Genomic DNA, 25,801 nt, shown 5'->3' on the forward strand with positions numbered 1-25,801 from the left:
TACGTCAATAAAAACGCCCCACATGCAGGGCTGCGCGGTCTCAGCCTACGCAGGCCCGCATGCACTGCAACCCATCATAGCCAAGCGTACTGCTGCTATAGACCATGACTTCTGCGCTGACACTGGTTTCTCTGCCCATTTTTCCGCTGCACACGGTGTTGTTTCCGGGCGGCGCGTTGCCATTGCGGGTGTTTGAACCACGTTATCGCATGATGGTGCGCGGCTGCCGTGAGCAAGGTGCGCCATTTGGTGTGGTCACACTACTCAGTGGCAGCGAAGTGCAACGCAGCCATGCCCCTGAAGAGCGCTTTTACCCACTCGGCACGCTGGCGCATATTGATATGGTGGCCACGCTGAGCTCGGGCTTGGAGCTGATTCACTGCGCAGGCCAAGACCGCTTTTGCATCACCACAGCGCGCCAACTCGCCAATGGTTTATGGGTGGCTGATGTGCAACTGCTGCCCAGCGACATCACCACTCCCATCCCCGCAGACTTGCAACACGCAGCAGCGGCTTTGCGCCATGTGCTGCACAAGCTGTTGCAGCCGCACTTGGACCAGGCCACAGAACAACAGTTTGCAGATTGCGGTTGGGTGGCCAACCGCTGGTGCGAGTTATTGCCGCTGACAGAGCAATTCCAGCTGCAAATGCTGGAGCTGGACAGCCCTTTGCTGCGCCTGGAGCTGATCACCGATGCCCTCGAAAGCGCAGGCATCGTGCCGCATCACCCTACAAAAACATAGCTGCCTGCGCCTATTGAATCTAGTTTTCAGGTACTTTCAGTGCCTAAACGCTTTGAATACAAGCGCTTAAAGCTCACTTTTTAGTAATTACCCGGCGCACAGCACCGCCTTTCACACTGAAAGTGCCGAGATTGCAGCACCTGCATGCCGAAGCAGCGCAAAAAAACTAAAATGCTCGGTTTTGGCAAGTCTTACCAGCCTTTGCGCTGCGCTCATCCATGTCTGAACAACACAACTCCCCTGAGGCAGAAGTCGCTGCCCCCCAAGACGAAAACAAACTGATTGCTGAGCGCCGCGAAAAACTGAAAGCCTTGCGCGAGTCTGTCAAGGCCCACGGTGGCGTGGCCTTCCCCAACGACTTCAAGCCCGCCGACCGCGCCCTGCCGCTGGTCGAGGCCCATGGCACCAAGGAAGCCGAGGCGCTGGAAGCCGAAGCCCTGACTGTGTCGGTGGGCGGCCGCATGATGCTCAAGCGCGTGATGGGCAAGGCCAGCTTTGCCACCGTGCAGGATGCTACCGGCCGCATTCAGGCCTACATCACCCGCGACGCCGTGGGCGAAGAGGTGTATGCCGACTTCAAGAAGTGGGACCTGGGCGACATCATCGCCGTCGAAGGCCAGCTGATGAAGACCAAGACCGGCGAGTTGTCGATCAAGGCCACGCGCATCCGCCTGCTCACCAAGAGCCTGCGCCCCATGCCCGACAAGTTCCACGGCATGGCCGACCCCGAGCAGAAGGTGCGCCAGCGCTACGTCGACCTGATGATGAACGAAGACGCCCGCAAGCGCTTCGTGGCGCGCAGCAAGGCCGTGGCCGGCATCCGCGACTTCATGGTGCAACACGGCTTCCTGGAAGTCGAAACGCCCATGCTGCACCCCATCCCCGGTGGTGCCAACGCCAAGCCCTTCGTCACACACCACAATGCGCTGGACCAGGAGATGTACCTGCGCATTGCGCCCGAGCTGTACTTGAAGCGCCTGATCGTCGGCGGTTTCGAGCGCGTGTTCGAAATCAACCGCAACTTCCGCAACGAAGGTATCTCGGTACGCCACAACCCCGAGTTCACCATGATGGAGTTCTACGCGGCCTACTGGAACTACCAGGACCTGATGGACTACACCGAGCAGCTGGTGCGCGACGCCGCCATGAAGGCCGTGGGCACGCTGGAGTGCACCTACGGCGGCAAGCCTGTGGATCTGACCAAGCCGTTTGAGCGCCTGACCATTCCCGAAGCCATCGTCAAGTACACCGAAGCCGGAGACAACGTGGCCAACCGCGACTGGCTGACCAATGCCCTCAAGAAGCTGGGGATGAACGAAGAGAAGGACAAGCTGTCCACCCGCTCGCTGGCCAGCCTGCAGGTGCTGTACTTCGAGGAAGTGGTGGAAGAGAAGCTGTGGAACCCCACCTTCATCATGGAGCACCCCACCGAAATCTCGCCGCTGGCGCGCGCCAACGACGAGCGCCCCGAAGTGACCGAGCGCTTTGAGCTGTACATCACTGGCCGTGAATTCGGCAACGGCTTCTCCGAGCTGAACGACGCCGAAGACCAGGCCGCGCGCTTCAACGCCCAGGTGGAAGCCAAGGACGGTGGCGACGACGAAGCCATGTACTTCGACCACGACTTCGTCCGCGCCCTGGAATACGGCATGCCCCCCACCGGCGGCTGCGGCATCGGCATTGACCGCCTGCTGATGCTGCTGACCGACAGCGCCAGCATCCGCGACGTGATACTGTTCCCCGCCCTGCGCCGCGAACATATCTAACGCACTTTCTCTGCAGCAGATCACAGGTGTACTCCGTTTTGGCGGAGTACACCTTTTTTTGCTTTGTGTTCCGGCGCAACCTCGCCAAACTGCGTACTTCTTCGCAGTTTTTTCGCTGGATCTTATGCATTCCCCAGACGAGCGCCCGACCACTGCCTTGGATGACCAAGGTCTTGCCTCCGGCACCACCCACCTGGCAGGTCAGGGTATTCAAAACATTCGGGTCATGGTGGTCGATGACCAAAACTCCGTGCGCTTGGCTTTGGCGTATGAGCTGCAGCGCAGCGGTGTCACCGAGGTCATCCAGGCTGCCGATGCAGAAAGCGCGGTCGCGCTCTTTCAGCAACATCGGCCAGACTTGGTTCTGCTGGACATTCGCCTGCCCGGCAAAAGTGGCTACTGGGTGGCTCGCCGCATTCGCGAAAGCGAGAACGGCGACTGGACACCCATCATCTTCCTTTCGGGCTTGGACAACGACCTGGATGTCTGGCAAGGCATTGAATCCGGGGGCGATGACTACCTGGTCAAACCCGTCAAACCCATTGTGCTGATGGCCAAACTGCGCGCCATGCAGCGTTTGCTGGATATGCGCCGCCGCCTGGTCAGCATGTCTGCCGAATTGCGCCTGGCCAACCAGCGCCTGAACCACATGGTGGAAATTGATGCGCTGACGGGCTTGACCAACCGCCGTGGCCTGGAGCGCCTGCTCCACTCCGAAATCCACGCCGCCCGGCGCGAGCAGCAGCCGCTGACCTTGATGCTGTGCGATATCGATTTCTTCAAAAGCTACAACGACAACCTGGGCCATCTGGCGGGCGATGAATGCCTGCGCGAAGTGGCCCGTTTGCTCAGGGATGTGTGCGTACGCCCCCGCGATATCGCCACGCGCTATGGCGGTGAAGAGTTTGCCCTGGTGCTGCCCAACACACCGCGTTCGGGCGCCATGACCTTCGCCCGCGCACTGTGCAGCGTGCTGCACAAGCGCGCGATTGCGCATCCGCAAAGTGCTGCCTCACCCTTTGTCACGCTTTCCGGCGGTATCACCACCTGCATTCCCGACGAAAATACGGACGAAGAAAGCCTCATCATGCGTGCGGACCATGCGCTGTATGCCGCCAAAGCCGAAGGAAGAAACCGTTTTTTCAGCTTTGAAATGCAGATGGATACCATTGAGCAATTGCGCATGCGTTAGCCTTCGGGCCGTATTTGTCTGTCCGGGGCACCTTCTGGTGCCCTTCGCCTTTATGGCTGCTCTATTGATTGCCTTTGAAAAATAAGGAACCGCTTTTGTGACCTTGATTGACCGTTTATCCAACCTGCGCACCCGCCTTCCCGCCTGGATGCAAGACTGGATCGAGATTGCCATCCCCGTGCTGCAAATTTTGCTGATCGTGCTGCTCGCCTGGCTGCTGCACCGCCTGTTCAAACGCGTCATCCAACGCGCCAGCGCTCACTATGAGTTTCCACATGAGTTGCTCATGCCCATCCACGCGGTGGTGCGCTGGCTCATTATTGCGGGTTCGGTGCTGCTGATTTTGGAGCGCCTGGGCGTCTCCGCCAGTGTGCTGTGGTCAGCCTTTACCGGCTTTGCCACTGTGGGTGCCGTGGCCTTTTTTGCCGCGTGGAGCGTGCTGTCCAACCTGTTTTGCGCCTTCCTGATCTTCACCGTGGGCCCTTTCCGCGTGGGCGATCACATTGAAGTGCTGGACACCGCCGAAAAACCCGGCGCCCTGGGCCGCGTGATCGACATCAACCTGCTCTACACCACGCTGGAAGATGCCACGGCGGCAGAGCCCGGCACGATGATTCAAATCCCCAACTCGCTGATCTTCCAGCGCGTGGTGCGCCGCTGGCGCATGGGCACCCCGGTGCCTGCGGACAAGCTGCACCAGGCGGCACCCGCCGCCCGCGAAACCACGGCAGAGCCTGCGCCTGCGCCCAAGACCGTGACTTTCCCGTAAGCGCAAGCCGCGCTTCTCTTGCACCAAAAAGCCGCTGATTCATGCCGAAGCAGCGGCTTTTTGCATGCCCTAACAATTCGTGCACTTTTTATGCACTTTTCATATGCTTTTTAGCCTCTAGCGCTTATGCAGCAAGCGCTGGCAGCTCTACTTTTTAAGGCTTGCGAGGTTGCACCTTGCTGGCGGCCAGCTTGGCTTGGCTGCGTGCCGTATCCACATCCGCAGCACGCGCCAGCGCCACCCCCATGCGGCGCTTGACAAAGCTCTCGGGCTTGCCAAACAGGCGCAGATCGGTGCCGGCAATCGCCAGCGCTTCGTCCACGCCATCGAACACCAGACCCTCGGCATCCTGGCCGCCATAAATCACGGCGCTGGCGCCGGGGTTGCGCAAGCTGGCATCCACGGGCAAGCCCAGAATGGCGCGGGCATGCAACTCGAACTCGCTTTGCCACTGGGTGCACAGCGTGACCAGCCCCGTGTCGTGCGGGCGCGGCGAGACTTCGCTGAACCACACTTGCTCGCCCTTCACAAACAGCTCCACACCAAACAGGCCCAGCCCACCCAAGTCGTCGGTCACGGCTTTGGCAATCTGGCGCGATTTTTCCAGTGCCGCAGGGTGCATGGGGTGGGGTTGCCAGCTTTCGACATAGTCACCGGCTTTCTGAATGTGGCCCACGGGGTCACAGAAATGCGTTTCGATCTGCCCATCGGCCCCTTTGGCGCGCACGGTCAGCTGGGTGATTTCGTAATCAAAGTCGATAAAACCTTCGACAATCACGCGTCCCTTGGCCACACGGCCACCGGCCATGGCGTAATCCCAGGCGGCTGCCACATCGACCGGGCCGTCGATCTTGCTTTGCCCCTTGCCAGAGCTGCTCATCACAGGCTTGACCACACAGGGGTAGCCAATCGCTGGGTGGCCATCACTGCCGTCAATCGCAGCTTGCAACTGCGCCAGCGAGTCGCAAAAGCGATAAGGACTCGTGGGCAGGCCCAAGGTTTCAGCTGCCAAGCGGCGAATGCCTTCGCGGTCCATGGTCAGCCGCGCGGCGCGTGCGGTGGGGATGCAGGTGATCACGCCTGCGGCTTCCAGCTCCTCCAGCATCGGCGTGGCAATCGCTTCAATCTCGGGCACCACCAAATCCGGCTTGACGTCCTCAATCAGCGCCTTGAGCTGGGCGGGGTCGCTCATGGTGATGGTGCGCGCGTGGTGCGCCACCTGCTGGCCCGGCGCGTTGTCGTAGCGATCCACCGCAATGGTTTCCACGCCCAGGCGTTGCAGCGCAATCAAGACTTCTTTGCCCAATTCGCCGCTGCCCAGCAGCATGACTTTGGTGGCATGGGGCGACAGAGGGGTTCCAAGGGTGGTCATAGCAAAAGTTCTCACTGTAAAGACGTGCTGCTTGGTGCAGCCAACCCCATCATCATAATTTCCATATAAGCCCTATAAGAAATTACAGATTGAAGCATTAACCCTGCCGTACACACAGAACTGCGAATTCAGCAAGATCACGCCCTTGTGCCTTGCAAGCAGTCCCTTTCCCCAGAAGCCAGGTGCTTCGCGCCATTCGCTCCCGCTCTCGATGAAACTCCGCCTTCAACTCCCGCTCTTTATGGCTGCAGCCTTGCTGCTGATGTTGTGTGCAGCACTTTTTGGACTGCTGCGCCAGCAACAAGCGCTCACGCTCTATCACGAAGACGTTGCCCGCCATATGGGGAACGAGCGTGTCACCAGCCTGCTGCTCCAGGAGTTCAAGGTACAGGCGCAGGAATGGAAAAACGTGCTGCTGCGTGGCCACACTCCGCAAGACCGTGCACGTTACTGGCAAGCGTTTGAAAAGCAGGAGCGCGATATTCAAGCCCACAGCCAGCAGCTGCTGTCGAGCCTGGAGGCGGGCACCGCGCGCACGCTGGTGCAGCAGTTTCAGCAATCCCACCAGAACATGGGCCAGGCCTACCGCCAAGGCCTGCGCCAGTTTGAAAACAATGGCTATGACCCGCGCGCTGGCGATGCGCACGTGCGCGGTATTGACCGCGAAGCCAGCACCTTGCTGGAGCAGGCCGCCCAGCAAATCGCCAGCGACAGCGCAGCATTGTCCGCACAGGCCCAGCACATGGCCGAGCAAGCACGCTGGCTCAGCCTGGGCGTTTGCTTGCTGGTATTTGCTGCGGGCTTGGCGGTGAGTGTGGGCTACAGCCGCCGCATCACCCTGCCACTGGCACAGGCTGTAGCAGCGGCCAACGGCATTGCAGCCGGTGATTTGCGCCAGCGCATGCATGCCCATGGCCGCAATGAAATCACCGACCTGATGCATGCCTTGCAAGGCATGCAAACCAGCCTGTCACACCTGGTGCAGCAAGTGCGCACCGATGCCGAGCACGTGGCCACCGCCAGCGAGCAAATTGCCAGCGGCAACCAAGATCTTTCGCGCCGCACGGAAAGCTAGGCCAGCGCCCTGCAGCAAAGCAATGCCAGCATGGAAACGCTGGCCAGCAATGTGCGCCAGAACGCAGACCACGCACAATCTGCGCTGCACCTGTCCCAGCAAGCCAGCCAGGTCGCCACCTCGGGGCGCAGCAGCATGCTGGGCTTGGTCGAGACCATGCAGAGCATTCAGCACAGCAGCCAAAAAATTGGCGACATCATTGGCGTGATTGACGGCATTGCCTTCCAGACCAATATCCTGGCGCTCAATGCCGCCGTGGAAGCTGCGCGGGCCGGTGAACAAGGCCGGGGCTTTGCGGTGGTGGCCGGGGAGGTGCGCTCACTGGCACAGCGCAGCGCAGAGGCCGCCAAAGAAATCAAGCAGCTCATCGCACTCAGCGGCGAGCGCGTGGATGCCGGGGTGCGCCAAGCCGGCGAAACCGGCAGCACCATGACGGAGATTGAACAAACCATCCACCGCGTCACAAGCCTGGTGCAAGAAATTGCACAGGCCAGCCATGCGCAAAGCACGGGGGTGACCGAGATAGGCAGCGCCTTGGCAGATATTGACAACAGCACGCAGCACAACGCGGCCATGGTGGAAGAGATGACTGCCGCCACCCAGAGCTTGCACACACAGTCTCAGGATTTGCTGCGCAGCGCCAGCGCTTTCCAAACCAATAGCTAGTAGCCATTAGCCAGTAGCACGACGCCAGAACTGGAGCAGCGCTGGGCGCGCCTTCAATGCGTTGTAGGCTTTGCGGCCTGCGCCGCTGCAGGGGCCTTGCGGGGAATGGTGGCTTGGGCAAAGTCCATCTCCGGCGTCCACACCACGCTGTCCCAGGCCCAAGGGCTGCTGGCCGTTTCCAGGCTCAGCACATGCACCCCGGCCCAATCCTGGGCCCGGCCTTTGAGCCATTCCACCTGGTCATCGCGCACAAATACCAGCAAGCCAATACTCCAGCCACTGTCCACCACCTGCAGGCGCTGCAATTGCTCCAGCAAAGGGGCATACCACTTCGGTACGCGCTGGTTGATCTTGTCCACCAAGCCCAGCGGATAGCCCGATGCACTCACCGCCACCACCCAGATTTGGCGCTTTGCCGGACGCAGTGCCACAAAACTCGGGCACATCCACCCTGCGGCTACGTCGTACTGCGCCGCTATGAAGGTGTCGCCATTGGCAGTTAAAAACTGCATGACCGCTTCATCGTGTCGATCCATGGGGGCCCTTTAAAAGTTTTTGATAGCTGTCTACGCTTTACAGACAAGCGTTAGGCCTCTATTTTGCTCATAAAAAAAGGAGCCGCAATGGCTCCTGGCTGGGGTGCGTCACCACCATGACTTAGAAAGTTTCCCAATCATCGTCAGAGGTGGTGGCCGCCGCCTTGCTGTCTGCCGGTACAGCGCGCAGCAGTTTGGGGGCTTCTTCGACCTTTTTCGCCACCGGTTTGCGTGCTGCAGGCTGGCTGCCCGTGACTGCGGGCTTGGTGGCTGCCTGGGTCGCTGCAGGCTTGCTGGCGGTGGCTCTGGCCACCACAGGCTGGCGAGCAGCAGCCACAGCCAGTGACTGCCCCACATTGAAGACCGCAACAACTTCCGCCAAGCGTTTGGCTTGCTCATTCATCGAGGTGGCCGCAGCACTGGACTCTTCCACCAGCGCAGCGTTTTGCTGCGTCATCTGATCCAGGTTGCTTACTGCATGGTTCACTTGCGCGATGCCATCACGTTGCTCATGCGAAGAAGCGGTGATTTCGCCGATCAAGTCCGTCACGCGGCGCACGCTGCTGACGATCTCTTGCATGCTCTCGCCAGCCTGCGCCACCTGCGCAGAGCCCACATCCACCTTGTTGACGCTTTCCGTAATCAGCACCTTGATTTCCTTGGCAGCCTCTGCGCTGCGCCCCGCCAAAGAGCGCACCTCGCCGGCCACCACCGCAAAGCCCCGGCCTTGCTCCCCGGCACGCGCGGCTTCCACGGCGGCATTGAGCGCCAGGATATTGGTCTGGAAGGCAATGCCGTCAATCACACCAATGATGTCGTTGATCTTGCGGCTGGCGACGTTGATCTGGTCCATGCTGGTGACCACCTGCCCCACCACATCCCCACCGCGCTCGGCCGCCTGCACGGCGGTGGCTGCCAGTTGATTGGCCTGGCGGGCCGTGTCTGCAGACTGCGTCACGGTGGCGGTCAGCTCTTCCATGCTGGCCGCTGTTTCTTCCAGGTTGGCCGCTGTTTGCTCCGTGCGTGCCGACAAGTCTTGGTTGCCTGTGGCGATCTGGCTGGCTGCGGAAGACACCGAATCCACGCCGTTGCGCACCTCGCCCACCAGGGAGCGCAATTTTTGCGTCATGGCATTCAAGCTGCGCAGCAACTGACCCAGCTCGTCCTGGCGGTCATCGTGCACATCTTTGGTCAAGTCGCCAGCCGCAATGGTTTCTGCCAGCTCTACCGCACGCGCCAAAGGTGCGGTCAACTGGCGCACCAGCCATGCAGACAGCAGCAGACCCAGCGCAATCACTAAGGCCAGCGCAATACCGCCAACCGTCATGGCCAGCTCGCCCTCGGCTTTCCCCTTTTGAATGGCTGTGCTGAGCATTTTTTGCTGCAGCGCCACCAGCTCATCCAGGATGTCCATGTATTGGTCCACCGTGGGCACCAGTTCACTTTGCACCATGCGGCCCACATCACCATCGTTGCGGCGCTCCATGGCAATTTGCTCTGTCAGCTGCTGCAATTTTTTGCGCTGGTCTGCCAGACGTGCCATCACAGCCAGGCCCTCTGCGCTTTCTACGCGCTGGTTCGTCTCCGTCAGCAATGCATTCGCTTCTACCGATGCAGTTTTGAACTGCTGGTTAAAAAAGTCTATCGACGTAGTGTCTTGGGCCATATTGGCGGCCACCAAATAGCTGGCGGTAGCTTGGGTGTTACCACGCAGCTGCACCACCAGACGGATACGCTCCTCCATATCAAGGATGGAGTCCATCACCCGTTGATCGACACTCTTGAGGTAGGACGTCATGCCCAAGCCAGAAAGCAGCATCGTGGTGATCACAGTCAGCAGCAGTAGCCAGACTTTTTTAGCTACGGTCAGATTTTTGAATTGCATGTCAGACGGATAAAGGAAAACCGCCAACACCTACGCGTCAGCGGCTTTTTTACAGATGCTGACAATTACACAGGGTTTGCCCGTATATTCCAACCACTTTTGACAAAACGTTGCAAATGTGCAACCTGCTGCGTCAATGCCTTGTCTGGCTGGCTCTGCTCCGTCCCAGAGCCAGCTCTGGTGCTACAGATCAGTCACCCTGCCGTGCTAGGGCTGACCCAAGCAAATACCAATATCTCGGGCCATGGTCAGCAGCGGATGGTCTGCAGCGATCTGGCGTTGGGTGTTGGCTACGGTAGCAATTTCTACACTGCCAATCGCGCCGTTTTGCAAAGTCACCATGCGGCCAAACTGACCGCTCAGCACCAGTTGCGCCGCATGGTGGCCGAACTGGGTCGCCAGCACCCGGTCAAACGGTGTGGGGTCACCGCCGCGCTGCACGTGGCCCAAGACCGTGGCGCGGACTTCACTCTTCAAATGTGGCTGCAAGCGCTCTCGCAGCACATGGCCCACGCCGCCCAAGCGCAAAGGGTCGGGGCTGTGCTCCACGCGCTCTCGCACCGTCAAGCTCTGGCCGCTTTCTTTGGCGCCTTCCCCAATGCAAATGATGGTGTAGCGCTGGCGCTGCTCGCGCGCCTTGCACACGTCGATGATGGTTTGCAGGTCATAGTCGATTTCTGGCAGCAAGATGATGTCTGCAGCCCCGGCAATACCAGCCTCCAGCGCCAGCCAGCCCGCGTTGCGGCCCATGGTCTCGACGATCATCACGCGGTGGTGGCTGTTGGCCGTGCTCTCAATGCGGCGCAGTGCCTCGGTGGCCGTGGCCACCGCCGTGTCAAAGCCAAAGCTGCGCTCGCAATTCGCAATATCGTTGTCGATGGTTTTAGGCACGCCCACACATTGCATGCCCACTGCGTTTGCCAGTCCGTAGGCCAAGCTCTGCGTGCCATCACCACCAATCGAGACCACCACATCCAGGCCCAGGGTGTGCACATTGCGCTTGACCTGCGCCAGGGTTTCGGCGTTCTTGAGGGGGTTGGCACTGTTGCTGGTGCCCAAAATGGTGCCGCCAATGTGCAAAATGCCCGAGACCTCGTCCCAGCTCAATGGCTTGACGCGCGGCGCATCACCCATCAAGCCTTCGAAGCCATCTTGAATGCCGAGCACTTCACAGCCACCTTGGCGGATCAACGACTTGGTCACAGCACGGATCACCGCATTCAGGCCGGGGCAATCCCCACCACCGGTTAGCACACCTACGCGCATAGACATCTCTCCTTATTCACTCCAACGGGTCGCGCTGCCCCTAGGGCCAAGGCTGGCCCAGGCAGCAAACGTGCATCATCCCATGTCCGCCCTGGAGGCAGCTTGGTGGACCTAAAAAATAGCCGCACTGACAGCGCCGAGGGAGCAGGCCTCGGGTTGGCCTGCACGCCAGATCCAGCAGAAGCCGAGATGTGCAGATGCTTGAGTGCCCAACACAACGCAACACAACACAATGGCGGCACGCGAGCACTGCGGGCTTCAGCCTAGACAAAACAGCGCCCCTCATCTCCCCCTAAAACGCTGCTAGCATAAAAAACCGCCTGCACATCACGTGTCCAGGCGGTCAGAATGACGCGCTGTGATGGGGGCGCAGCACCGCCCCGCCCTCACTCAGGGCAGCATGTCCAGCGCTTGCAAATAGGCCGGCTGGTGCATCAAATCATCCCAAGGCTGCGGCACAGTGTCGGGCAGCAGCGCCAAGCGGCGTGATTCGGAATCAATGTCGGGCTGCCAGCGGCCAGTGCGCAAAGCCTCGTCCATGCCTTCCAACAACTCGTCCACGTGCTCGCCCAACCCCAGGCTTTGGTTGCACAGCAGCACCATGTCGCAGCCTGCCTCCAAAGCGCGCAGTGCTGCTTCGGTATAGCTGATCACCTGGCCATCGATGCGGCGTGCCGCTTCCATGCTGAGGTCATCGCTGATGATCGCGCCGTCATAGTGCAGCTCACCGCGCAAAATCTCTCGCAGCCACACCTTGGAAAAACCAGCAGGCAGCTTATCCACCTTGGGGTAGATCACATGCGCAGGCATAACTGCCGTGAGCACGCTGGACAGCCAAGGGTAAGGCGCAGCATCTTCGCCCAGAATTTTTTTGAGCTTGCGCTTGTCTACGGGCATGTCGGTGTGCGAGTCCGCTTTCACATGACCATGGCCGGGAAAGTGTTTGCCGCAGTTGCCCATGCCTGCTTGCAGCAGCCCGTGCATCAGGCTCTTGGCCAGCGCGGCCACCACACGGGGGTCGCGGTGGAAGCTGCGGTCGCCAATCACGGAGCTTTCGCCGTAGTCCAGATCCAGCACCGGCGTGAAGCTGAAGTCCACGCCGCAGGCGCGCAGCTCGCTGCCCAGCACATAACCGGCCGCCGTGGCCGCATTCATGGCGTGCATGGCACCGCTGCCTTTGCGGCGCTTTTTACCTTGGCCATCATCCATCCACATCTGGCCCAGAGCACGCATGGGGGGAATGTGGGTGAAACCATCGGTTTTGAACCGCTGCACGCGCCCGCCTTCGTGGTCCACGCAAATCAGCAGGTCTTCCTTGACCGCCTTGATGTCCGCGCACAGCTGCACCAGTTGCGCGCGGTTTTCCCAGTTGCGGGTGAACAAAATAATGCCGCCCACCAACGGGTGGGCCAGGCGAGAGCGGTCGGTATCGGTCAGCGCTTTGCCAGCGATGTCAATGATGAGAGGGGCATGCAATGCGGTCATGGACGAGCCTCATGAAGCGCAGCTGCGTAGCCAGCAACTGCGAAAGCTATAAAGCCTCCAGTATGACTGCGAAGAGCGGCTTGTCACGCTTTGGATGCTGCAGCGCTTTGTCCGCCGCGCGCCGGGCTTTAGGCAGGTTGACGCTCTACCACGCAAAAGCTGGCGGCGTAGTCGCTCTCATCGCTCATGGTGATGTGCACGCTCAGGCCTTTGGCCTCAAACCATGCCTTCATCGCGCCGTGCAGCACGATGGTGGGCTGCCCGCTGGGCAAATTGGCGATCTCGCAGTTGCGCCAGGTCATGGGCATGGTCATGCCCAGCCCCACGGCTTTGCTGAACGCTTCCTTGGCCGAAAAGCGCGTCGCCAGGTATTTGATGCCGCGCTCGGGCCAGCGCACGCTGCGCGCACGCCAGACCTGCAACTCCTGCGCCGTGAGCACTTTTTCGGCAAAGCGGTCGCCGTGGCGCTCCACACTGGCGCGGATGCGGCGAATATCGCAAATATCAGTGCCAATGCCGTAGATCATGATGCACCATCAAAATAGCCTCTAGCGCTTATGCAGTAAGCGCTAGCAGCTCATATCTTTAATAACAACTTGCTCAGGCAGCGCGCTGCGCCATGCCTTGGTCAATGCACGCTTGATAGGCTTTCACCGTATTGGCGTACCCCAGCTCCAGCGCATCAGCGATCAACGCGTGGCCGATAGAGACTTCAGCCACCCCCGGCACCTGCGCCACAAAGGCAGCCAGGTTGTCACGGTTCAAGTCATGGCCGGCATTCACTTCCAGTCCCGCATCCAGCGCGGCCTGCGCCGCTTGGGCGTAGGTTGCCAGTTGCAGGACTTGCTCGGGGGTGCCCCATGCCGCTGCGTAAGGTTCGGTGTACAGCTCCACGCGGTCAGCGCCTGCGGCTTTGGCAGCCGCCATTTGCGCGGGCACCGGGTCCATAAACAGGCTCACCCGCACGCCCAGCGCTTTGCACTCGGCAATCAGCGGCTTGAGGCGCTCAGCATCCTGCGGAAAGCTCCAGCCGTGGTCGCTGGTGAACTGGTCTTCGCTGTCTGGCACGAACGTGGCCTGGTGCGGCTTGACGTTGCGAATGAAAGCCATCAGGTTTTGTGTCGGGTTGCCCTCAATGTTGAACTCAGCCTGCGGCCAGGCCTGCATCAACTCAGCCAGCTCGTACACATCGGTGCCGCGAATATGGCGCTCATCGGGGCGGGGGTGGATGGTGATGCCCTGCGCACCTGCCTCCAGGCACAGCTGCGCCGCGCGCATGACGGAGGGAATGCCCAGGTGGCGCGTGTTGCGCACCAGCGCGACTTTGTTGACGTTCACGGACAAGGCCGTGCGACGGGAAGGGTGAGAGGCGGTCATAGCGTTTGCAAATCCATCATCAATTGCCGCGTGCGCAGCAAGCTACCGCAATGGTATTGCAGCAAATGGCGCAATTGTGGTTTCAGTGCGGGCGCTACCGTTGCGCAGGCACGCACCAAAGCGGGGTAAGCGGCATCTTCTTGCTCCAGCGCCGATTGCAGCTGCAGCCACTGCTGCCCCGTCAGCGCGGCGCGGTCATTATCCAGCGCCGGGCGCAGGCCCATTTCTGCCACCAGCACATAAGGCGTTTGCGGCTGCAGCGCTTGCAGGGTCTGCGTTTCCAGCTCTAAAGCTGGGAGCAATCCCAGCTCGCGCAGCAAAATCAGCTCAAAGGCACGCAGCACCGGCTCAATCACCTCTTCGGGCTGCGTGGCCAGCAGCTTGACCACGGCACCGTACACATCGAACAGGTAGGCATACGGATCATCGCGCGCCAGCAGACGCATCAGCAACTCGTTGAGGTACAGCCCGGTGAGCAGGTTGTTGCCCATGGGCATGATGTGGCCGCCCGCCCATTCCGCACCCTTGAGCACATGGATGTCGGCATTGCCATCGCCCGAGAGCGTGTAGCTGACTTTGAGCGGCTGCAGCGCCAGCAGCACCGGCCGGAAGTTGGAGGTATGCCGCTTGACCCCTTTGGCCAGCAGCGCCACCCGCCCGCGGTGGCGCGTGAACACCTCCAGAATCAGGCTGGACTCGCTCCAGTCGTAGCGGTGCAAGATGAAAGCGGGCTCTTCGCCCACGCGCTTGGCGGCCATAGGTTCTCAAAAAGACAAAAAGGCCTCAACGAGGCCTTGTGAAGCACTGCTGCATCCAGTGTTGGGAAGTCGGTTCGGCAAAGCGGCCGAGACGCGAAGCGACCGCGCAGACCGTGGCAACGCCACGGCAAGCGGGTGCGACAAAGTATCGGGAACCGAATGCCCAACACCGCCCATCATTCGTAGCCGAAGGATTTGACGCGTGCCTCGTCATCCGCCCAGCCGGACTTGACCTTGACCCACACTTCCAGGAACACCTTGGCATCAAACAGCTTTTCCATCTCCTGGCGCGCTTCCATGGAGATGCGCTTGAGGCGCTCACCACCCTGGCCAATCACCATGGCCTTGTGGCCATCGCGCTCCACCACAATCGTGGCGGCCACGCGCATGAAACGCTTGTGCTGCTTGCTGGGCTCTTCGACAAACTTGTCGATCACCACGGTGGAGGTGTAAGGCAACTCATCGCCCGTGAAGCGGAAGAGCTTTTCGCGCACGATTTCGGCAGCCATGAAGTTTTCGCTGCGGTCGGTCAGTTCGTCTTCTGCGTAGAACCAGGGCTGCTGCGGCAGGTACTTGGCGCAGATGCCAAACAAGCGCTGAATGTCATCGCGCTTTTTGGCCGACATGGGCACAAATTCTTCAAATGGATGGCGCTCTTGCATGCTCTTGAGCCAAGGCGCAATCTCATGGCGGCGGCCCACCTCATCCAGCTTGTTGGCAATCAGCAACGTAGGAATGCCGGGCTTGAACAGGCTCAGCACCTTGGCATCGGCCAGGGTGAAGCTGCCCGCTTCCACCACGAACAAAATCAGGTCCACATCGGTGATGGCGCCCATCACGGTCTTGTTGAGCGATTTGTTCAGCGCGGTGGAGTGCTTGGTCTGAAAACCGGGCGTATCCACAAAAATGAACTGCGTCTCTTCCTTGGTGCGAATACCGGTGATGCGGTGGCGCGTGGTCTGCGACTTGCGCGAGGTGATGGACACCTTCTGCCCCACCAGCGCATTCATCAGCGTGGACTTGCCCACGTTGGGCTTGCCCACAATCGCAATCAGACCGCAGCGCTGCTCTTCAGGGGCATACACGCGCACCGGCGTGGCAGCTTCGGCGGCCTTTTCGGCCTCAATCTCTGCCGCGCGGGCCACCAGCGATGGGGTGGCTCCGGGTTTGGCCGCCGCCAGCATGGCATCCAGCTCCGCCATGCTTTGGCCTGCAGGCGTCACCTCAGGAAATGACGGCATAGATTTCGATTCTTTTTGGCCCTTGGCGCTTGCTGCGCCTGCGGTGCTAGCTACTTTTTTCTTCGCAGCATCGGTCATGGGTGTTTCGCTTTCAAAAGTTCCAGCATGGCGCTGGCAGCAGCTTGTTCGCCGGCACGGCGCGATACGCCCGTGCCTTTTGCGCCCAGCTTGAGTTCAGGAATCATGCAGGCCACTTCAAAGGTCTGCTTGTGGGCTGCGCCCGTCGTGGCCACCACACTGTATTGCGGCAGTTGTTTGCGGCGGCCTTGCAGCCATTCTTGCAACGCAGTCTTGGGGTCTTTTTCTGCGGCACGCATATGGGGGTTGATATCAACCCCCACAAACAGGTGGTGCACCAGCTTTTCGCCCGCTGTAAAGCCAGCGTCCAGGTACACCGCACCCAAAATGGCTTCCACCGCGTCCGCCAAGATGGAAGGGCGATTTTTGCCCCCCGACTTGGACTCGCCTTCGCCCAGACGCAGCAGCTCGGACAGCTGCAGTTTGATGGCGATTTGGTGCAGCGTGCCTTCTTTGACCAGGTTCGAGCGCACGCGCGAGAGATCTCCCTCGGGCAAAGCGCGCAAACGCTGGTACAGCAGGCTGGAGATGGCCAGACTCAACACGGAGTCGCCCAGAAACTCCAGACGCTCGTTATTGTCTGCCGAGAAGCTGCGGTGCGTCAGCGCACGCTGCAGCAAGGCAGGGTTTTGAAATTCGTACTGCAGCGAGCGCTGCAGATCTTGCAGGGTGATTGGCACCTATTTGGTCTGATGTGTAAAACGATAAACAAGGTAGGCAGGGCCTACCAACGGTACGGAACGCTCATATTCAAAGGCCACCACCACGCGGTCGTTGACCTTGCTGACCTCCAGATCCTGGCCGGAAATGGTTTTGATGTCATCAATTTGTGCGGCACGGTCAAATGCTGCGCGCACCTCTGGCACGGTGTTGCCTTCATTGGCTGCTTTTTGCGCAGCTTTTTTGGCGGCTTGGTATTCCAAGACGATGGGAAGCGATTGTCCGCCAATCGCAAAAACCGCGACGGCCAGCACAGCAATCACGACAAATCCAACGAAAGACACACCCTTTTGGCTGCGAGCAGATACACGACGCATGATGACCCTCTCCTCTCATGAAAAATGGCCGCTCGAAGCGGCCATTCGATACAGGCGCAATGCCTTGATTTAGTTGAAGCTACCGATACGCTTGAGATTACCGAAATTCATCCAAACGAAAAAGGCCTTTCCGACAATGTTTGCTTCCGGCACAAAGCCCCAGTAACGCGAGTCCAGCGAGTTGTCACGGTTGTCGCCCATGGCGAAGTAGTGGCCATCCGGTACTTTGCAGATCACGCCTTCAACGGTATAGGTGCAGTTTTCGCGATAAGGAAACTCCGAAGCACCTTGCACGAATGCAGGCATGCCCTTGGTGTTGAGCAACTTGTGCGGCCTCTCACCCAGTTGCTCTTCAAACTGCGCGAAGTAACGCATGGCATCCGTGTCAAAGAAATCCGGCAGCTCCTTGGTCGGCACTTCCTGACCGTTGATGGTCAAGCGCTTGTTCAGGTACGCCACGGTATCCCCGGGCACGCCGACTACACGCTTGATATAGTCCAGCGTAGGCTGTGGAGGGTAGCGAAACACCATCACATCACCGCGCTCCACGGGGTTGCCGTCGGTTACCTTGGTGTTGAGCACAGGCAGGCGGATGCCGTAGTGGTATTTGTTCACCAAAATCAGATCACCCACCATCAGCGTGGGGATCATCGAGCCCGAAGGAATTTTGAACGGCTCAAACAAGAACGAGCGCAGCACAAACACCACAAACAGCACCGGGAACAGGCCCGCCGTCCAATCCAGCCACCAGGGCTGCTTGAGGATGCGGGTTTCGCCTTCGTGTGTGTCCACCATGTCGTGGCGCAAGCCCTGGCGCTCCAATTCAGCACGCCGTGCGGCGGCTTCGGCATTCAGGCGCTCAGCCTCCTTCTTGCGCTGCGGCCAGAAGTAAAAACGCTCCGCCAGCCAGTACAGGCCGGTGATGAAGGTTGCCAGGAACATCAGCAAGGCAAAGTTGCCTTCAATCGCCCCGGTGTACCAAGCACCGATGTAGCCCACAAACGCGGCCAAGATGACCGCCGTGATCCATTGCATTGCTTGCATGGTCTCCCTCGCTTTAGTCTTCGACCTGCAAAATGGCCAGGAACGCTTCTTGTGGTACTTCCACCGAGCCGATTTGCTTCATGCGCTTCTTACCGGCCTTTTGCTTTTCCAACAGCTTGCGCTTGCGGCTCACGTCACCGCCATAGCACTTGGCCAACACGTTCTTGCGCATGGCCTTGACGGTCTCACGTGCAATGATGTTGCCGCCAATGGCCGCCTGGATCGCTACGTCAAACATCTGACGGCTGATGATCTCGCGCATCTTGGCGACCACGGCACGGCCACGGTACTGGGACTGGCTACGGTGCACGATGATGGACAGGGCATCAACCTTTTCGCCATTGAGCAAAATATCCACCTTGACCACGTCCGAGGCGCGGTACTCCAGGAACTCGTAGTCCATGGAGGCATAGCCGCGCGAGACCGACTTGAGCTTGTCAAAGAAGTCCAGCACGATTTCGCCCAAGGGCATCTCGTAGGTCAACATGACTTGGCGGCCGTGGTAGGCCATGTTCATCTGCACGCCACGCTTTTGGTTGGCCAGCGTCATGACCGGGCCCACGTACTCTTGCGGCATGTACAGGTGCACGGTCACGATGGGCTCGCGAATCTCCTCAATCTGCCCAATGTCGGGCATCTTGGATGGATTTTCTACGTCGATCAGCTCTCCTCCTGCCTTGAGCACTTGGTACACCACGCTAGGGGCCGTGGTGATCAGGTCTTGGTCGAACTCACGCTCCAGACGCTCTTGCACAATTTCCATGTGCAACAGACCCAGAAAACCGCAGCGGAAACCAAAGCCCAGTGCCTGCGAGACCTCGGGCTCAAAGCGCAGGGCAGCGTCGTTGAGTTGCAGCTTTTCCAGCGCGTCGCGCAACTGGTCGTATTCAGAAGCTTCCGTAGGGTACAGACCTGCAAACACTTGCGGCTGTACTTCCTTGAAACCTGGCAAAGCCTTTTCAGCGGGGCCTAGGTTATTGGGCAGCTTCTTTTCCAAGGTGATGGTGTCGCCCACCTTCGCAGCCTTCAACTCCTTGATGCCTGCAATGATGTAGCCCACTTCACCCGCCTTGAGGGAGTCACGGGGTTGGTTGGCGGGGGTGAACACACCCACGTTGTTGGCTTCATAGGCGGCGCCTGTGGCCATCATCTTGAAGCGCTCGCCCTTTTTGAGCTCACCATCTACCACGCGCACCAGCATGATGACACCCACATACGGGTCAAACCAACTGTCCACAATCATGGCGCGCAAAGGGCCATCCGGATCACCCTTCGGTGGCGGCACCTTGGCCACAATGGCTTCCAAAATCTCTTCAATGCCCATGCCGGTCTTGGCCGAGCAGGGGATTGCATCGGTGGCATCAATACCAATGACGTCTTCGATTTCAGCCTTGGCATTGTCTGGATCGGCATTGGGCAGATCCATCTTATTGAGCACCGCAAACACTTCCACACCCAGGTCGAGCGCGGTATAGCAGTTCGCAACAGTCTGTGCTTCTACGCCTTGAGAAGCGTCGACCACCAACAAACCACCTTCGCAGGCCGACAGCGAGCGGGACACTTCATACGAGAAGTCGACGTGGCCGGGGGTGTCAATCAAATTCAGGTTGTAGACGTTGCCGTCTTTGGCCTTGTATTGCAGCGCCGCCGTCTGCGCCTTGATGGTGATACCACGTTCTTTCTCGATGTCCATCGAGTCCAGGACTTGCGCCTCCATCTGGCGTTCAGCCAAACCACCGCAGGTTTGGATCAGTCGGTCTGCCAGGGTCGACTTGCCATGGTCAATATGCGCAATGATGGAAAAATTTCGAATGTGCTTCATCAACGATAAGCGTTTGTAATTAAAGGGGAAAGCGTGCTCTAGGCAAGAAAAAAGGGCGCGTCTCAATGTGACGCGCCCTGAACCAACAATCTCTGGCAACTGCGATTGGTTGGACGATCGATTGTAGGCAAAACCGCCCAAAAACCAAGCATCTATTTACTATGACTCGGGCATTGTGCATTGCCGCCAAATCACTTACCAACAAGTTACCCACAATTCAACTGTAGGTTCACAGACAGTCATTTCAACACCCAACAAGCCTGCATTCACAGCGAGTACTTGCTTGTGCCGGCCTGTGACCGCGCTCATTCAATGGGCATTCTACCCAAGCACCCATTTAAAACCACTGCGGTTCAAAGTAAGTCATTCCTACGCAAGGATTAGCATCCTGCGCAGGAAGACCTTCACCGATGCTTTACTTGGTGTTAGGGCGAATGAGTACGTACTGCGTCCACTCCCCACGACGCACCAACAAGTTCACGGGCTTGCTCTTGTCTGCCTTCGACAGGGCCGCCTCAAAACTCTTGACGCTGGTTACCTCACTGTTGGCCACCGCCAGCACCACATCGCCTTCGCGCAGCCCCGCGCGGGCGGCAGCATCCGTGGCCGAGAGCACACGCACACCACCCTTGACGGCCAGAGCGCGCTTTTGTACCTCGCTCAGCTCACCCACCACCAAGCCTAACTGCTTGGCCGTAGCGGTTGCACCAGAAGCAGGCTTGCCATCTGCGGCAGCGACTTTCTCGTCGGGCTCCACCTCCGCCACCATGATGGACAGATCGCGCATCTGGCCACGGCGGAATACCGTGATTGCGCTCTTGGTGCCAGGCTTGGTGTTACCCACCAGGCGCGGCAGATCGCCCACCTTGTCGATGGCTTTGCCGTCGTATTTCACGATGATGTCACCGGCCTCAATACCAGCTTTGGCTGCCGGTGAGTCAGGCTCTACCGCCGACACCAAGGCGCCCCGTGCAGTGCCCAAACCAATCGATTCGGCCACTTCCTTGGTCACCTGACCAATTTGCACCCCAATGCGCCCGCGTGTGACCTTGCCGGTGGCACGCAGTTGATCGCTCACGCGCACCGCCTCATCGATCGGAATGGCAAACGAAATACCCATGAAGCCGCCGGAGCGCGAATAAATCTGGCTGTTGATGCCCACCACTTCACCGCGCATATTCAGCAAGGGCCCGCCCGAGTTGCCGGGGTTGATGGCCACATCCGTCTGAATGAACGGCAGGTAGTCACCCGTATCACGCTGCTTGGCAGAGACAATGCCCGCAGTCACCGAGTTTTCCAGCCCAAACGGCGAGCCAATGGCCATGACCCATTCGCCCACTTTTAAACGGCTGACATCACCAATCTTCACTGCGGGCAGGCCCTTGGCATCAATCTTGACCACCGCCACGTCGGTGCGCTTGTCAGCACCGATGATTTTGGCCTTGTATTCCCGCTTGTCGGTCAGCGTGACGATGACTTCACTGGCGCCCTCAACCACATGAGCATTGGTCATGACATAGCCGTCCGCGCTCAGGATAAAGCCTGAACCTACGCCACTAGGACGCTCTTCGCCCTCGTCATTGGGCTGCTGCTGAGGCCCTCCTTGGCGGGGCACATTGGGCACAGGCAAGCCAAAGCGGCGGAAGAACTCCAGCATGTCTTCGTCAATGCCGCTCATAGAAGGCTGTGTCGAAATTTTCTCCGTGGTGCGGATATTGACCACCGCAGGGCCTACCGCATCCACCAATTGGGTGAAGTCGGGCAACCCAGTCACCATCGGGGCTGCCGCAGGTGCCGTTGCCACCGTCTGCGCATGCGCCGCAGGCATCCACTGGCGGGCCGCATCGCTCCACGCCACGGTTGCCGCACCTGCAGCCACACCAACGGCCAGCACTGCTGCATGCAAAGGTTTGAATTGCATTAAAGGCATTTTTGTCATCCTTTCCAAAATCACACTCTGCGCCATGCGCAACTACATGTTCAGAAAATCGAACCGCAATTTGGTTCCCCAGTTTATGAGCGAGTTGTCAATTCTTGTGGGGATTCCATCGCGATTCACACAAATAAAAAAAGAGCGCCTTGCGTGCGCTCTTTCTTGGTTTCAGTATGTTTTAGCTTTGAATACATTCAAAACGAGGCGCTGATAGCTCTCATTTTTGAAAGACAGCATCACCAAAGCGTGCCAGTTATTTGGCTGTGCGGCCACTGCTGCGCGCTTCTTCAAAGCTGGCGTTGCGCAAAAAATCAGCCGGCGTCTGCAAAGAAGCGCGGCTGGCGTACTGTTGGTGGTTCGCCAGCAAGGCGTCCAACCGGGGATCGCGCAACACGCTGCCATTCTCAGTCGCCACCACTACCGAGCTATTTGCGCCAGGCGCACTGGCCAGTTGCGCGCCTTGGCCGTCCACCGGGGTTGCCACCAAATTCCAGCCCAGCGCAGCCATCGCAGCTACCGTGGCAAAACTGGCCGCCACCTTCCAGCGAAAGACCGAGTGGTTGGCGGCGGGGTCGCGCAATGCCACCACCGGCGCCTGGGTTTGCTCCATGCCTGCAGCCACTTGCTGCAGCTGCGAAGACTGCAACTGCAAGGCCGGCTCTTGCGCCAGTTGCGCGCGCAGGCCTGTCAGCAGATTGTGCTGGCTGTGGTGCGCCAGATCCGGCGAACGCAGCACATCGCCCACCAAGTGGTAGAGCTCCCAGCTGGCACAGCCCTCCGCACTTTCTGCACACGCCAAGGCCTGCTCCAGCTCTTCGCCGCGCAGTTCACCATCCACCATCGCAGACAGCAATTCCTTGTTCATCTTTTGTTCCATCATGGGGTCACCTGCTTGATGTCCTTTTTTGCATCACCAACGCTTACCGCCTTGACGCTCTAGCAAAGGCTTCACGCGTGCCGAAATCGCTTCCCGCGCACGAAAAATGCGAGAACGCACCGTGCCAATCGGGCAATTCATTGCCAAGGCAATTTCCTCGTAACTCAAACCTTCAATTTCACGCAGCGTGACCGCTTGTCGCAAATCTTCAGGCAATGCCTCCATGGCTGCGTTCACCGCTGCTGCAATTTCTTGCGCAGCCAGCACAGTCTCGGGTGTTTCGTCTGTGGTTGGTTCATTTCGAGGACGGAAAGTTTCATCCTCGTCATCGGAAATGTGTAACGCGTTTTCGAACACCACAGGATCCCGGCGCATTTCGACCAGTGATTTCTTGGCCGTATTCACCGCAATCCGATAGAGCCAGGTGTAGAACTGCGCCTCGCCGCGAAATTGGTGCAAAGCGCGGTAGGCACGCAAAAACGTCTCTTGGGCAATGTCCTGCACCAGATCTTGGTCGCGCACCATGCGCGCAATCAGACGCTCAATACGCCTTTGGTATTTGATGACCAACAGTTCATACGCACGCTGATCGCCGGCGACGGTGCGCTCAACCAGTTGCAGATCGCTGTCAGATGAAGAGGATGGCGCTAAGGCAGAGGTCATGTATGCGGGGGGACGCGAGGGCTCCAACTCATGCGCAAATCAAGCCTAAAGCACTTGATTTTTCGCTGCATCGTGCGTTGGATAAGCTAAAGAATATACCGCACGTCGTAAGTCCAGCCATAAATGCGGCGCCCAATTCCTTTGCACGAGAAAACGCCGCACTCCTTCTGGCCCACAATCAAAATGCAGCACCAGCAGCGATTGCAGGTCAGCCACCACCACCGGGGTGCCTTGCAAGACCTCCACCTGCGCAGGCTGCAACCAAGTCCAGCACTTGCCATCCCACTGCAAAACACCCTGCGGCATCTGCACCAGTGCACGCCAACCAGCTACAGCACACAACAGCCACGCCACGGTAGAGAAACCTACGCGCAGCCACAAGTCCCACCCACGCCCTGCCCCCTCAAACCACCATGCCACCAGCACAGCGGCTGCGCAAATTACCGCCACCCCCCACAGCACCTGCAACGAACGGGCGCGATGCAAAGGGTAAGACACCGCGGGACTATGGCGCTGAGACATCAGCTGACCTCACCCCAAAAAAAACAAAACCCGCTGACTGCACAAGCAGCGAGCGGGTTTGCAGCCTGCGAGAAGGAAAGCAAGATCCTTCTCTGGGCATGGCTTAGATACGCTTGAAAATCAGCGATCCGTTGGTGCCACCAAAACCAAAATTGTTCTTCAGTGCAATGTCAATCTTGGCATCACGTGCCACATTGGCACAGTAGTCCAGATCGCAATCAGGATCTTGATTCAGCAAATTGATGGTCGGAGGAATCTTCTGATCATGGATGGCCATCACCGTAAAGATACTCTCAATACCGCCAGCGCCGCCCAGCAAGTGACCTGTCATGGACTTGGTAGAACTCACCACCGTCTTGTAGGCCGCGTCACCCAGCGCTGCCTTGATGGCGTTGCTTTCGTTCTTGTCGCCCAGCGGGGTCGATGTGCCGTGCGCATTCAGATAGTTAATCTGATCGGGGTTCACACCGGCATTGCGCATGGCATTCAGCATGGCGCGGCGTGGGCCGTCCATATTGGGCGCCGTCATATGGCCTGCATCGGCACTCATGCCGTAACCCGCCAGTTCCGCGTAAATCTTGGCACCACGTGCTTTGGCGTGCTCGTACTCTTCCAGCACCATGACTCCGGCACCTTCACCCAGCACAAAGCCATCGCGATCTTTGTCCCAAGGGCGCGAAGCTGCCTTGGGATCATCGTTGCGCGTGGACAAGGCACGCATGGCTGCAAAACCACCGATCCCCAATGGGGAGACGGTGGATTCAGTACCACCGGCGACCACGATGTCAGCGTCGCCGTATTCGATCATGCGCCCGGCTTCACCAATGCAGTGCAAGCCCGTCGTACAGGCCGTCACCACAGAGAGGTTGGGACCCTTAAAACCATGGCGCATGGATACGTGACCAGCCACCATATTGATGATGGAGGCGGGCACGAAAAATGGGGTAATGCGGCGGGGGCCGCGATTGGACAGTTCGATCTGGGTGTTTTCGATCAGGGGCAAGCCCCCGATACCGGACCCGATCACGCAACCGATGCGAGTAGCTAAGTCATCAGACAAGGCGTCGCCCGTAGGCAGACCTGCGTCCTTGACCGCTTGCTCCGCTGCCGCAATGCCAAAGTGAATGAAGGAATCCATGGTGCGCGCATCTTTGGCGCTCATGTAATCCTCCACATTGAAACCCTTGACCTCGCCTGCAATCTGGCAGGAGAAGTTAGTGGCATCAAACTTGGTGATACGGTCAATACCGGACTGGCCGGCCAAAAGACTGGCCCAGGCATCAGCGACCGTGTTACCCACGGGGCTGATACATCCCAGGCCGGTCACGACAACGCGACGACGGCTCATGCGTTCTAACCTTATTCTTATCGCTTCGGTGCGTAGAGACTTAACGAATTAAGCCTTGTGGTGGGTGTTGGCGTAGTCGATGGCGTTTTGCACCGTCGTGATCTTTTCAGCGTCTTCATCGGGGATTTCGATGCCGAATTCATCTTCCAGGGCCATCACCAGTTCGACCGTGTCCAGGGAGTCAGCGCCCAGGTCAGCCACGAAGGCCTTTTCGTTGGTTACTTGAGACTCTTCAACGCCGAGTTGTTCAGCAATGATTTTTTTGACACGTGCTTCGATATCGCTCATGGTTTCCCTCAGGGGGTTGTGAATGAACCCGCGATTCTAGCCGTTTCAGGGAATCCCC

25 protein-coding genes are annotated in these 25,801 nt (G+C 59.0%); 6 read left to right on the forward strand and 19 right to left on the reverse strand.

Annotated elements, in window-relative coordinates:
- Positions 1–104 precede the first annotated feature (104 nt).
- The 4 genes from B3R00_RS13005 (at position 105) to B3R00_RS13020 (ending at position 4,470) form a co-directional block, all read left to right on the forward strand.
- Entirely contained in the window at positions 105–743 is a 639-nt protein-coding gene (locus tag B3R00_RS13005; protein ID WP_286999366.1) for an LON peptidase substrate-binding domain-containing protein, read from the forward strand.
- A gap of 218 nt (positions 744–961) precedes the next feature.
- The gene (gene lysS / locus B3R00_RS13010) at positions 962–2,509 is read left to right on the forward strand and encodes a lysine--tRNA ligase (protein ID WP_286999367.1); all 1,548 of its coding nucleotides are present in this window, start codon (positions 962–964) and stop codon (positions 2,507–2,509) included.
- A 226-nt stretch (positions 2,510–2,735) separates the two neighbouring features.
- The gene (locus B3R00_RS13015) at positions 2,736–3,701 is read left to right on the forward strand and encodes a GGDEF domain-containing response regulator (RefSeq protein ID WP_246254195.1); all 966 of its coding nucleotides are present in this window, start codon (positions 2,736–2,738) and stop codon (positions 3,699–3,701) included.
- Between the two features lie 148 nt (positions 3,702–3,849).
- On the forward strand, positions 3,850–4,470 hold the full coding sequence (locus tag B3R00_RS13020; protein WP_286999397.1) for a mechanosensitive ion channel family protein: 621 nt from the start codon (positions 3,850–3,852) through the stop codon (positions 4,468–4,470).
- 154 nt (positions 4,471–4,624) lie between these two features.
- On the opposite strand, the gene purT is transcribed toward B3R00_RS13020, so the two are convergent.
- On the reverse strand, positions 4,625–5,842 hold the full coding sequence (purT, locus tag B3R00_RS13025; protein WP_286999368.1) for a formate-dependent phosphoribosylglycinamide formyltransferase: 1,218 nt from the start codon (positions 5,840–5,842) through the stop codon (positions 4,625–4,627).
- Between the two features lie 211 nt (positions 5,843–6,053).
- Here purT and B3R00_RS13030 point away from each other — a divergent pair, with 211 nt between their 5' ends.
- Positions 6,054–6,917: a HAMP domain-containing protein gene (locus tag B3R00_RS13030; protein WP_286999369.1), complete on the forward strand. Its 864-nt coding sequence runs from the start codon at positions 6,054–6,056 to the stop codon at positions 6,915–6,917.
- Positions 6,918–6,947: 30 nt separating this feature from the next.
- On the forward strand, positions 6,948–7,583 hold the full coding sequence (locus B3R00_RS13035) for a methyl-accepting chemotaxis protein (protein ID WP_286999370.1): 636 nt from the start codon (positions 6,948–6,950) through the stop codon (positions 7,581–7,583).
- A 53-nt stretch (positions 7,584–7,636) separates the two neighbouring features.
- On the opposite strand, the gene B3R00_RS13040 is transcribed toward B3R00_RS13035, so the two are convergent.
- The 18 genes from B3R00_RS13040 to acpP form a co-directional block, all read right to left on the reverse strand.
- On the reverse strand, positions 7,637–8,119 hold the full coding sequence (locus tag B3R00_RS13040; protein WP_286999371.1) for a hypothetical protein: 483 nt from the start codon (positions 8,117–8,119) through the stop codon (positions 7,637–7,639).
- A gap of 121 nt (positions 8,120–8,240) precedes the next feature.
- Positions 8,241–10,004, reverse strand: coding sequence for a methyl-accepting chemotaxis protein (locus tag B3R00_RS13045; RefSeq protein WP_286999372.1), 1,764 nt, complete (start codon positions 10,002–10,004; stop codon positions 8,241–8,243).
- Between the two features lie 207 nt (positions 10,005–10,211).
- Positions 10,212–11,270 carry a 6-phosphofructokinase gene (locus tag B3R00_RS13050; RefSeq protein WP_286999373.1) on the reverse strand — a complete coding sequence of 353 codons (1,059 nt, stop codon included), beginning with the start codon at positions 11,268–11,270 and terminating at the stop codon, positions 10,212–10,214.
- Positions 11,271–11,660: 390 nt separating this feature from the next.
- Positions 11,661–12,755 carry a beta-N-acetylhexosaminidase gene (gene nagZ / locus B3R00_RS13055; RefSeq protein ID WP_286999374.1) on the reverse strand — a complete coding sequence of 365 codons (1,095 nt, stop codon included), beginning with the start codon at positions 12,753–12,755 and terminating at the stop codon, positions 11,661–11,663.
- A gap of 128 nt (positions 12,756–12,883) precedes the next feature.
- The gene (gene acpS, locus B3R00_RS13060) at positions 12,884–13,282 is read right to left on the reverse strand and encodes a holo-ACP synthase (RefSeq protein WP_286999375.1); all 399 of its coding nucleotides are present in this window, start codon (positions 13,280–13,282) and stop codon (positions 12,884–12,886) included.
- 73 nt (positions 13,283–13,355) lie between these two features.
- Positions 13,356–14,132, reverse strand: coding sequence for a pyridoxine 5'-phosphate synthase (locus B3R00_RS13065; protein ID WP_286999376.1), 777 nt, complete (start codon positions 14,130–14,132; stop codon positions 13,356–13,358).
- Positions 14,129–14,890 (reverse strand): DNA repair protein RecO, encoded by a 762-nt coding sequence (recO, locus tag B3R00_RS13070; RefSeq protein ID WP_286999377.1) that lies wholly within the window; start codon positions 14,888–14,890, stop codon positions 14,129–14,131. Before recO ends, B3R00_RS13065 begins: the two co-directional genes overlap by 4 nt.
- A gap of 176 nt (positions 14,891–15,066) precedes the next feature.
- On the reverse strand, positions 15,067–16,209 hold the full coding sequence (gene era / locus B3R00_RS13075; protein ID WP_219163948.1) for a GTPase Era: 1,143 nt from the start codon (positions 16,207–16,209) through the stop codon (positions 15,067–15,069).
- Complete coding sequence (gene rnc, locus B3R00_RS13080) at positions 16,206–16,889, reverse strand: ribonuclease III (protein WP_286999378.1); 684 nt, start codon at positions 16,887–16,889, stop codon at positions 16,206–16,208. Before rnc ends, era begins: the two co-directional genes overlap by 4 nt.
- Entirely contained in the window at positions 16,890–17,246 is a 357-nt protein-coding gene (locus B3R00_RS13085) for a DUF4845 domain-containing protein (protein WP_219163947.1), read from the reverse strand. It abuts the gene before it with no gap.
- 69 nt (positions 17,247–17,315) lie between these two features.
- On the reverse strand, positions 17,316–18,290 hold the full coding sequence (gene lepB / locus B3R00_RS13090) for a signal peptidase I (RefSeq protein ID WP_286999379.1): 975 nt from the start codon (positions 18,288–18,290) through the stop codon (positions 17,316–17,318).
- 13 nt (positions 18,291–18,303) lie between these two features.
- On the reverse strand, positions 18,304–20,112 hold the full coding sequence (gene lepA, locus B3R00_RS13095; protein ID WP_219163945.1) for a translation elongation factor 4: 1,809 nt from the start codon (positions 20,110–20,112) through the stop codon (positions 18,304–18,306).
- A gap of 415 nt (positions 20,113–20,527) precedes the next feature.
- Positions 20,528–22,042, reverse strand: coding sequence for a DegQ family serine endoprotease (locus B3R00_RS13100; protein ID WP_286999380.1), 1,515 nt, complete (start codon positions 22,040–22,042; stop codon positions 20,528–20,530).
- Positions 22,043–22,298: 256 nt separating this feature from the next.
- Positions 22,299–22,925, reverse strand: a complete 627-nt coding sequence (locus B3R00_RS13105; RefSeq protein WP_286999381.1) for a sigma-E factor negative regulatory protein — start codon at positions 22,923–22,925, stop codon at positions 22,299–22,301.
- Between the two features lie 30 nt (positions 22,926–22,955).
- Positions 22,956–23,585, reverse strand: a complete 630-nt coding sequence (gene rpoE / locus B3R00_RS13110; protein ID WP_174863032.1) for an RNA polymerase sigma factor RpoE — start codon at positions 23,583–23,585, stop codon at positions 22,956–22,958.
- A 45-nt stretch (positions 23,586–23,630) separates the two neighbouring features.
- Positions 23,631–24,107: a hypothetical protein gene (locus B3R00_RS13115; protein ID WP_286999382.1), complete on the reverse strand. Its 477-nt coding sequence runs from the start codon at positions 24,105–24,107 to the stop codon at positions 23,631–23,633.
- A gap of 103 nt (positions 24,108–24,210) precedes the next feature.
- Positions 24,211–25,455 carry a beta-ketoacyl-ACP synthase II gene (gene fabF / locus B3R00_RS13120; protein ID WP_284213346.1) on the reverse strand — a complete coding sequence of 415 codons (1,245 nt, stop codon included), beginning with the start codon at positions 25,453–25,455 and terminating at the stop codon, positions 24,211–24,213.
- 48 nt (positions 25,456–25,503) lie between these two features.
- Positions 25,504–25,743 carry an acyl carrier protein gene (acpP, locus tag B3R00_RS13125; protein ID WP_019575021.1) on the reverse strand — a complete coding sequence of 80 codons (240 nt, stop codon included), beginning with the start codon at positions 25,741–25,743 and terminating at the stop codon, positions 25,504–25,506.
- Between the last annotated feature and the right edge of the window lie 58 nt (positions 25,744–25,801).

Origin of the sequence: Comamonas sp. UBA7840 (genome assembly GCF_002501455.1) — a bacterium.
Taxonomy (GTDB): domain Bacteria; phylum Pseudomonadota; class Gammaproteobacteria; order Burkholderiales; family Burkholderiaceae_C; genus Comamonas; species Comamonas jiangduensis.